Here is a 9,365-nt window from a genome sequence, read left to right as displayed (position 1 = left end):
ACCCCCGCAAAACCACTGTTTTGGGCCCACACCTTACCATCTATATTCCGGTTATAAGGCGCCACTTGATTTAACTGGGTAGATGGCAAATTGTCTTTAGGGGCTGGCCGGAAATATTCAAACTTCTCCGTATTAGGGTCAAACCGAGCTATAGCAGCTTGATACATATTACCAATCCAAAGTTGACCATCTCGATCCTCGCGAATGGCTAAGATTCCTTTTGGAAAATCAGGTTTCGATACTTCAACTTCATACTCTTTTACGGCCCCAGTTGCCTGATCCATGCGACCAATAATTTGCTCACCAAAACTAGAGTACCAAACCTGTCCAGTCTTTGTGACAATCACATCATGTGGCTGCAATAGCTGCCGTGGTAAACCATATTCGGTATAGATTACTTTAGTAGCCTCACCGCTAGGTCTTGAAAAAGTCTGCAGTGGATAAGTCCAGCGAGTGCGATTATGCAAATTGATTTGGGCTAAAAATTCACCCATTTCACGATAAATATTGACTCGATCTTCGCCCTGCTCCTCCATGAGACGCACGCCCTTTCGCATCTGAGGAGCGCCGGGCATGCTCTGATTCACATAACTTTGCATTCGAGGAAGTACGATCGTTAAAAATTCTTCACTACTGTACTTAGACTTCACAACACGCTCAAGAGTATGACAAGTCACGCAGGTTAATAAGGCACGTTTTTCTCGCTCAGATCCGGGCATACTTGCCATCCACTCGGCATTGGTTAACTGCCCTGAGATATCTTTGACAGATGCCAATGTTAAATTGGCACTGCTAGTCTGCTGACTGGTAATGCTGACTGTTTTTTTAGCGGGCAATTCATATCCAACTGCCCGAATAGAAATCTCATAGGTGCCGGCAGGTAGTCTTGTTTTTGAGAATTGATATTCACCACGTTGATTTGAGACCACAGAGGTAGTGATGGTCGACTGGAGGCGCTTAGCACTCACAACCACCCCTTCCATCAAACCTTCTGCCGAAGACTTCACCGTTCCCTGAAGTGCAGTATTTTCGGTCGCAAAAGAAGCGCTTGATAGCAGTAAAAAAAGGTTTACTAAAAAAAACTTCATTGTGAATTTCATAGCTTGATTAGGAGCCCTATATTCAACAAACTGCTACCAATTTCTTCTCATCAGGTAATCAAGCAAGTTCAGCCCATTCGAGGGCACCCTCTACTGAGCAGGAGCGCCCTTTAAAACCCAAGTCACTAAGATATTTAAAGATTCGTCGCTTAACTGAGGATGCGCCGGCATTGGTATACGACCCCAAGTCCCAGCACCCCCTTTTTTTACTTTCTGCATCAACATCTCTAAGGCCCCTGGCTGGTCCTTATACTTTTCTGCAACTTCTTGGTAGCCAGGACCAACTAACTTACCGTCAGCTTTATGACAAGCCATGCAACCACTCTGATTTGCTAATGCAGCTGCAGCTTGATTAGACTGCGCAAAAGAGGATTGGGCCATCCATAAGGTAAGGCTTAGGAGAAAGAAAACGATTTTTTTCATATCAAAATATTCTGGTTGAGATTAATTTGCCAAAGGGTTGGGGCGCATTTGCACCTTAAATACTTTTGGATACATATCTTTGCTGCCGTCTCCACTATGAAATGGTGTTCGAGTTCCGGTAGTAGTCCAAACACCACGGCCCTTCCAGCCAGCATTAGCATCATCAATACGTCCATCCACGTTCTTGGTAAAGAAGGCCATTGGATAAGGGACGTGTAAATTCACTAACTTACCATTCACAACTGCAATCAGAGCCTCACCACCATTGGAGGAAGCAATCGGAACATCTTTGCCTAAGCCAAGCGTATTGTGCAAATCAACCCAAATATAGTAGGCGCCATCTGCACTGCCCTTGGGATCCATACCCTTAAATTGAGGTCCAGGCAGGCGATACAGAGTCCAGCCCTCTTGGCATTGTTTACCTTCAGCGGTGCTTGGTCCGTTTAATGGACCTTTACACTTGCTACGATCAAAGCTACCAATATGGCCGCTAGATAGAACGGTCCATACAACACCTTTGGAATCGACATCCAAACCTCTTGGCCCAAAGGTTCCTTCGGGAGATTGATAAATTTCAACTAACGCAGTATTACTAGGATCAGATCCTGGATTCAAACGAATCAAATAACCGGGCTGATCGATTCTTGAAAAACCAACGTCCATCGCCTGACCCCAAATAGCATCATCTACTGGGCTAGGCTGCACTCCGTAAAATGCGGCCATCACACGCTTATCTTTGTTTGGATCCAAAGGCTGATTTGCCTCTACCCATTCATCGCGTTTGCCATTGCCATTGGCATCAATGATTAATGGCGTCCATCCTTGAGATACCTTTTCATCACGAGTCTCAAAGTATTTTTTAGTATTGAGCCATCCCACAACACCACTATTTGGTGGGCCCGCGCTTGTCCATAAAGTATTGTTGGCATCGTGTCCAAAATAGACGTGATGCGTACTAAAACAAGTATTAATTAAAGCCCACTCTTTTGTTTTTGGATCGTACATGCTAATTTGGCGCAACGATTCATTCAGAGGCACCACCTTAGCGGAAGGATGATCTGATCCAGCCTTACAAAAATCGGGGTTAGGTACTGGACGAATTCGAGCTGCAAACCACATTCTTCCAACTTCATCCATGATGTGGTTATGAATACTACTTTGACCGTCCCAAATTGGCTCATCGCCCCAATATGCTGATGGGCCTCGTGGCGCCCCAGTGGATGAAGGCGTCTTTGGATCTAACACAGGCATGCGCACAGATGATGCAATATTTTTTACTGGGTCGAGCGTTGGAACTAAATTGGTACTTTCCTCAGGCGCACCCCAAATAAGACCATTAGCATTTACAGTGGGGTTACGTTTATCTGTAGACATTGCATCATGCATATAGAACTTAGGTGTTGACCAGTCCCACATGCTATAAACCGCATTTCGTTCGAGTCCAGTTGGGCGCTCTGGTTTGGCAAACGGCAATTCACCCTTTGCAATTCGATCTGTCCAATCCGCATATAAAGACAGGCCTTTATCAGGACCAAGGCGCCCAAGCACTAAAGCCATATAGCCCATTGCCTGACCTGCTTGAGTACGATGAGCCCAGGCGGCGAATGAATCACCATTACCCATTTTCGTAAAAAATTCTGGTACCTGACGAATTCCCTTCGAGCCAAGCGCGTGACAAGACTGACAACCATTCTTGACGGTATCCACCCAGTAATGCTGCTGCTTCATAAAGGTTGGAATACCATTACCTTTTTCGCCCGTTCCCGGAAACTCACTAGCCTTTGGAATCTCGAGCATGGAATACCAATACATGCCAGGGTAATACTCTGCCGCTGCTTTTGCGTTAGGTGCAATTACCGCCTTGAGATTTAAAGAGGCGCCAGGCTTTGCGCTTACCTTAGAAGAATCAACTAAGCCATAACCACGAACCCACACTTTATAGTTGGCACTTGGTAATTCTGGGATTAAGAATCGGCCTTGATCATCGGTTACAACAATCTTGGTAAATTTTGTAGGAAGGTCTGTTGTTTCAGCTATCACCCAAACACCAGCCTCAAGACCTTTGCTGCTTTTAACAACTCCAGAAATATCTGAAGCAGCAACAGCAAATAATGGGCTTGAGGCAATGCAAATAGCCACAAACACCAAACGCAAATATGATTGGCGCATCTTGTCTCCTAATGTCTTTATTGAACTTCTTTTGTAGTGGAAATAATATAACCTACGCGCTAGCCCAAATTTAACGATGGGTACTAGGGTTTACGCTCCCCCGGACCGATGAATGGGGTAGGCAAAAAAGGCCGCTCGAAAGCAGCCTTTTTTAGCTATGCAGATGGTACTACTTAACGGCTGCAGCTCCAGCCATGGCTGTTTGGCCATCTTGGTCGCCGCTGCCACCAGAAATTCCAACCGCACCAACCAATTTTCCATTTTCAATGATTGGAATACCGCCATCAATCGGAATCGCACCAGTGAGGCGCAACAGGCGTAAGCCCTCACCACCACCTGCAACAGCATCTTGAAATAACTTGGTAGACCTACGGAATAAGGCAGCTGTCTTGGCCTTCTCAATCGCCAAATCAACACTACCTGTTTGGGTGTCTTGCATTCTTTCAAAATAAATCAAGTGTCCGCCTGTATCCACAATTGCAACCGCCATTCTCCATTTATTTTTTTGCGCTTCTACAATTGCACCACCTGCGGCTTTTTTGGCACTCTCAAGACTAATAGGCACTCCGTATGGAACAACCGGAGGAGGCGCAAAAGATGCTTGTGCAGCAGCATAAAAACTCATGAGACTCATAATGGTAAAAAAACTATAAGTACGTAGCTTTTGAAATTTCATTTGATGATTCCTTATCTTATTTAATCAAATACAACATCACATTAACGCTAATCTTTTCGACTCACAAGGTAAGTAACGCCCTCGGGACCATAGTCCTCTGAATGCAGTTGATTAGGTTTCAAATGAAACACATCACCAACTTGATAGCGGGTAACCGCTCCATCAATATTGATAGACATCTCACCCTGAACAATCAGCGCTATTGGCTCAAATGTGTGTGAATGAACACCCACAGCGCCTGAACCTTTTTTAGTCAGCAAAGGCTCAGGGAAATGATTTTGTTGTAACTGCTGCAAAAAAGTCTCTTGATTCATATTTAATTTCAACCTTTATGAAATCTTGATCAAATTTATCATTTAAAAATATAAACGCATTGAGTGGATACCCTAAGTTTTGAATTCGCCAACTCAATAAGCATCTAATATGGTGATAGCAGCATGTCAATTAATGAAAAATACACCTAAACTAAAAGTAAAGGGAGAACATGAAAAAGAAAAGTCTAATGCTGGGGTTCTCAGGGGCATTTATTGCAATTGCTGCATATGCTCAAACTCCAGGATTTACTAGAACTGCACTACAAACACAGGATCTCAGCGTACCCAATAAAGTTGTAGTGCAAGCAAAGGCAGAATTCGAACCAGGCGTTGCTGCGGGAAGGCACACACACCCTGGTGAAGAAATGGGGTATATCCTAGAAGGCCAACTAGAGCTCAAAATTGATGGTCAGCCGACTCGCATTGTGCATGCTGGCGAAGTATTTTTTGTGCCGGCTGGCCTAGTACATGATGGTATTAATAATAGCTCTGAGAAAACCAAAGTATTGGCAACCTATGTAGTAGAAAAAGGGAAGCCCGTTGCCAGTCCTGCGCCATAAGCAATCAATACCATAATTTAGAGGGGCTACTTTTGGGTGGCTTTTTTTATAGCAACTAACTCAACGGCGCTACAGAGGCCCCGTGAATGCCGTGTCGTTGCAGTGCATCAGAAACAAAACCACTTTTCTTCATCTCTTGGACGAACTCACACATTAAACCTGCGGCAGCCTCACCTCTTAGCTTTGGCAACCCCATAGCTTGCTGTATCACCATAAATCGACCAGGCAGCAGACGGAGCCCAGAAGTTTTTAAGGCATCCGCCTCCAATTGCTGTCTCACACCTGCAGCCACCTCATAGCCACCTTCAAGAAAGCTACTCACAACTAATGGGGATGTTGGGGCGCGCACAATTTCAGCAGATTTTATTTCTCTTGTTAAAAATAAATCATAGGCACTCCCCTTGCCAACGACAAGGCGATTTCCTGGCATATCTACTTCATGATTACTCTGGATGGGGGAGCTCTCCTTCACGAGGTAAGCCCCTTCAATCAATACATAGGGTGCCGTAAATAAAATTCCCTCTCCACGCAAGGGGTCAATTGCAAAAAATCCAAAGTCTGCCTTTTCCTGTGTGACTGCCTCTACAGACTTTCCAGCAGAATCAAAAACAAACAATTCAATCTCTAATCCCAACTTCCTTGCAAAAGCATTAGCCAAATCAATCGATACGCCATAGGGCTCTCCTGACTGAGGATTTTTATTTGCTAGGATTGGATTACCTAAATTAATAGAGGCGCGAAGTTTGCCGGTAGGCGCAATTGTATGAATTAAATCTTTAAAAATAGGCATATGAAATATTAGTTAATAAGCGAAGAAAATTAAGCGCCGGTCAAATCAATGACATCAGAATGCTCAATGCTTTCAGAAAACCAAATGCGAATTGCTGCTTTACGATCACCAAAGTAGCAAGGCTGATCTTGCGCATCTAGCACCATAGATAAATCATGACCTGGAATTAAGAGGTTCCCAGGTCTTTGCTTCCAATAGCGCCAAATGAGTTCAATCGACTGAGCACTCTCTTTTTCATCATCGGTATCCACTACTTTTCGAGAAAGCAACTCGGCTCGATTCTTGGCTGAGTCCCCAGTGAATAAAATATCATTCTCGCCATTATGCAAAACAAAGAGTAAATGGCCGGGGGTATGTCCAGGTACTGCGTATGCATGAATTCCTGGTATAAATTCTTCCCCTGCCGTCAATTTTAAAACTCTATCCGAACGAACAAGTTCTTGAACATACAACTCAGGAAGTGGATTAAAGCCAGGCGGCTGAAGAGCTGCCCAATCTAACTCAACTTGACCAATCCATACTTTGGCATTTGGAAAAAGTGTGAAATTAATAACATGATCATAGTGAGCATGGGTTAGTACTACGTCGGTAACATCCTCAGGCTTAACTGCAAACTCTTGCAAACGGCGCTCTAAAGGCTTGCGCATTCCAAATGCTCCAACATCAAGCAATATGATTCGCCCCTCGCCTCGTATCAGGGTGACTGTACTCCAACCTAGACCACCATGACAAATAGCCCGGCCTGGGAACCCTTGGATCAATACATCAACTTGATAACGATGCATACTAACTTTCAATAAAGAAAAATAGAGTAATTAATCCGCATTAATATGTGCATCAGTAATTAATTTTCCATATAAGCGCAGATCAGATTGAATTTGTTGAGTAAATTCTGTCGGCGATCCCCCAACAATCTCATTACCACCCTCGTCAACTAAGCGACGAATGACTGCAGTAGATTTCAAGGCTTTCACAGCCTCAACATTTAAACGACGAATAATCGCTGGATCCGTACCTGCGGGTGCTAACAGCCCTTGAAACTGTGTGATATTGAAGCCCTTGAAGCCCAACTCACTCATTGTTGGCAAGCTTGGCATTCCCTTACTACGCTTCATTCCTGAAACAGCAAAGCCGCGCAATTTGCCAGCCTTGATCATTGGAAGTCCGGTAACCAGTGGTTCAAAAGTGAAGCTTAATTGGCCTCCCAATAAATCCGCTAGCGCTGGTGCGGCGCCTTTATAAGGAACATGAGTAAATTCTGCAGTAGCCAAAAGACCGAATAATTCTCCAGCCAAATGTCCGCCACCGCCAATACCAGTAGACCCATAACTAAATTCTTTGGGCTTTGCGCGAGCCTCTGTAACTAATTCAGTAATATTTTTAATGGGCGACTGGAATGGCACCGCCAAAACATATTGATAGGTAATCAACATGCTAATTGGAGCAAAATCTTTTACAGGGTCGAAAGGTACCTTTTTATATAACACTGGATTTATGACCAAAGGTCCACTAGCCGTCAACAACAGTGTGTAGCCATCAGGCGCAGCCTTGGCAACCATATCTGATCCAATCGTGCCATTTGCACCAGGTCTATTTTCTACAATGACCGGTTGACCCATGCTATCTGACATGGATTGCGCCACTAATCGCGCAGTAATGTCTGCTGCCCCACCCGCCACATAGGGCACGATCATTTTGATAGGTCTATCAGGATAAGTGGATTGCGCTATCGCACTGAAAACAAAAGCAAATTGAAAACTGAGAAAAAGGGTGCAACATAGTCGTGCAAACAGCTTGGTCTTCATATTGCTATTCTCCCGCATACTGTCTTAGTAGATTTAAAGTCTCAGAACTAATTTCAATACCATTTTTACGCTGCTTCTCAAGCTTTGCCAACTCAATCATTCCAGGAACAATCACTGGCCTACTAGAATCTGCAGGCGGGCTATCTGTCAAGATATTGGCAAAGTCAATCATACGTGCACTAAGCCACTCGCTAGAACCCAGGCGTTTGGTATCAATCAAAATAAAGAAGTGGCCAAGATTTTGTGGCTCCCCCGGGGCATCCTGCCAGGATTGAATGTGGGTTAAATATCCAGCATTTGATAATAAGCCAGCAAATAGGTCTACCATTAACGCTAAACCATAGCCCTTATGACCGCCTATTGGCAATAAGAATCCATCTAAAGCTGCTTTCGGATCCGATGTTGGATTCCCTTTGATATCTGTACCCCAAGTATCAGGAATCTTTTCACCACGCTTAAAGGCATTTCTAATTTTGGCACGTGCGACCACGCTCATCGCCATATCCAATAAGAATGGTGCACCACCAGGATTTGGCACACCAAAACCAAGCGGACTATTACCCAAGCGGGCATCAGACCCGCCCCATGGTGCAATGGTAGTAGTGGCGTTACTGCCGATAATGCTAGCAAAACCTTTTTCTGCCGCAATCAAGGAGTAAGGTGATATAGGTCCGAAGTGATTGCTACCTCGGGCAAATGCAATCGCAATTCCAAATTCTGCCGCTGCTTCAATAGCTACATCGAGCGTGCGCATTCCAACTAGGGGGCCAACACCATTATCACCATCCACCCCAATCATCGCCGGCGCTAGGCACTCAATCCGAATATTAGGTCGCGCGTTAATTCCGCCGATCTTTAGCCGATCTCCGTAAGATTCGATACGACTTAAACCATGTGTGGACAATCCAAATAGATCTGCTAACACCAGAATTCGCACTACATCGTCAGATTCTTTATCGCCCATTCCAAGCTTTTGAAAGGCGCGCTTACCTAAAGCATGAAGATCTGATTCTTGAATAAGTTCGTTATTACTGCTTTGGGTATTCATCATTATCCTAAGGTATAAAAATACTATTCAAACTAAGAAAATCAAAGCTTATGAAGAGAGCGGTCCAAACTGGGGTGGCGCCACTCTGCGTCTTGAAGCCGCTTCATAAGCAGATGCAATTTTGATTAATTGATCCTCCATGCCTGGCTCCACCCGAAATACTAAAGAAAATGGTAAGCCAGGTTTCGCAATTTCTGTGTAGGTATTGCTAGCCTTACTAATATATTTTTTACGGTCTGCGGATAATATGAATTCAGGGTCATATGCCCCGCTAACATAACCAGCTGGCACTAGAATTTCAGTTAAACCCGCATTAGGCCCATAAAGCTCTTCTTGCCTTAGATGGTTGATCTCACCTGGTTGTTCAGGCCAGCCGATCTTTGCAGGCGGCAAAGGGGTATGTAATCTAACCAGCACATCCAATTTATTTTCTAAGATGACCATCATGTCCACTCTGCGCAATAACTCCCTAAGCATAAT

Annotated in this window: 11 protein-coding genes; 1 reads left to right on the top strand and 10 read right to left on the bottom strand. The window is 44.4% G+C overall.

Going from position 1 to position 9,365, the window contains the following annotated elements; genetic code table 11:
- The 5 genes from ICN49_RS11465 to ICN49_RS11445 all read right to left on the bottom strand — a co-directional run.
- Window positions 1–1,088: carboxypeptidase regulatory-like domain-containing protein (locus ICN49_RS11465; RefSeq protein WP_216168205.1), on the bottom strand; the 1,088-nt coding region annotated here is incomplete at its 3' end.
- Window positions 1,089–1,190: 102 nt separating this feature from the next.
- Entirely contained in the window at window positions 1,191–1,523 is a 333-nt protein-coding gene (locus ICN49_RS11460) for a c-type cytochrome (RefSeq protein ID WP_216168204.1), read from the bottom strand.
- A 21-nt stretch (window positions 1,524–1,544) separates the two neighbouring features.
- A complete protein-coding gene (locus tag ICN49_RS11455; RefSeq protein ID WP_216168203.1) occupies window positions 1,545–3,692 on the bottom strand; it encodes a carboxypeptidase-like regulatory domain-containing protein in 2,148 nt (715 codons plus the stop codon).
- Between the two features lie 169 nt (window positions 3,693–3,861).
- The gene (locus tag ICN49_RS11450) at window positions 3,862–4,368 is read right to left on the bottom strand and encodes a GlcG/HbpS family heme-binding protein (RefSeq protein ID WP_216168202.1); all 507 of its coding nucleotides are present in this window, start codon (window positions 4,366–4,368) and stop codon (window positions 3,862–3,864) included.
- Between the two features lie 47 nt (window positions 4,369–4,415).
- Window positions 4,416–4,682: a cupin domain-containing protein gene (locus ICN49_RS11445; RefSeq protein ID WP_216168201.1), complete on the bottom strand. Its 267-nt coding sequence runs from the start codon at window positions 4,680–4,682 to the stop codon at window positions 4,416–4,418.
- Between the two features lie 170 nt (window positions 4,683–4,852).
- On the opposite strand from ICN49_RS11445, the gene ICN49_RS11440 reads away from it, so the two are divergent.
- Window positions 4,853–5,242 (top strand): cupin domain-containing protein, encoded by a 390-nt coding sequence (locus ICN49_RS11440; protein ID WP_216168200.1) that lies wholly within the window; start codon window positions 4,853–4,855, stop codon window positions 5,240–5,242.
- A 55-nt stretch (window positions 5,243–5,297) separates the two neighbouring features.
- Here the strand turns inward: ICN49_RS11440 and ICN49_RS11435 are convergent, their stop codons facing one another.
- The 5 genes from ICN49_RS11435 to ICN49_RS11415 form a co-directional block, all read right to left on the bottom strand.
- Window positions 5,298–6,032, bottom strand: coding sequence for an ABC transporter substrate-binding protein (locus ICN49_RS11435; protein WP_216168199.1), 735 nt, complete (start codon window positions 6,030–6,032; stop codon window positions 5,298–5,300).
- 29 nt (window positions 6,033–6,061) lie between these two features.
- Complete coding sequence (locus ICN49_RS11430) at window positions 6,062–6,817, bottom strand: MBL fold metallo-hydrolase (protein ID WP_216168198.1); 756 nt, start codon at window positions 6,815–6,817, stop codon at window positions 6,062–6,064.
- 30 nt (window positions 6,818–6,847) lie between these two features.
- Entirely contained in the window at window positions 6,848–7,837 is a 990-nt protein-coding gene (locus tag ICN49_RS11425; protein WP_216168197.1) for a Bug family tripartite tricarboxylate transporter substrate binding protein, read from the bottom strand.
- 4 nt (window positions 7,838–7,841) lie between these two features.
- Window positions 7,842–8,885 (bottom strand): Ldh family oxidoreductase, encoded by a 1,044-nt coding sequence (locus tag ICN49_RS11420; protein WP_216168206.1) that lies wholly within the window; start codon window positions 8,883–8,885, stop codon window positions 7,842–7,844.
- Window positions 8,886–8,933: 48 nt separating this feature from the next.
- A partial coding sequence (locus ICN49_RS11415) for a hypothetical protein (protein WP_216168196.1) occupies window positions 8,934–9,365 on the bottom strand: 432 nt, incomplete at its 5' end.

The sequence above is a fragment of the Polynucleobacter finlandensis genome (genome assembly GCF_018881755.1).
GTDB classification, from domain to species: domain Bacteria; phylum Pseudomonadota; class Gammaproteobacteria; order Burkholderiales; family Burkholderiaceae; genus Polynucleobacter; species Polynucleobacter finlandensis.
Note: the sequence above shows the minus strand (reverse complement) of the source record. Positions and strands in the feature narration are given on the sequence as shown.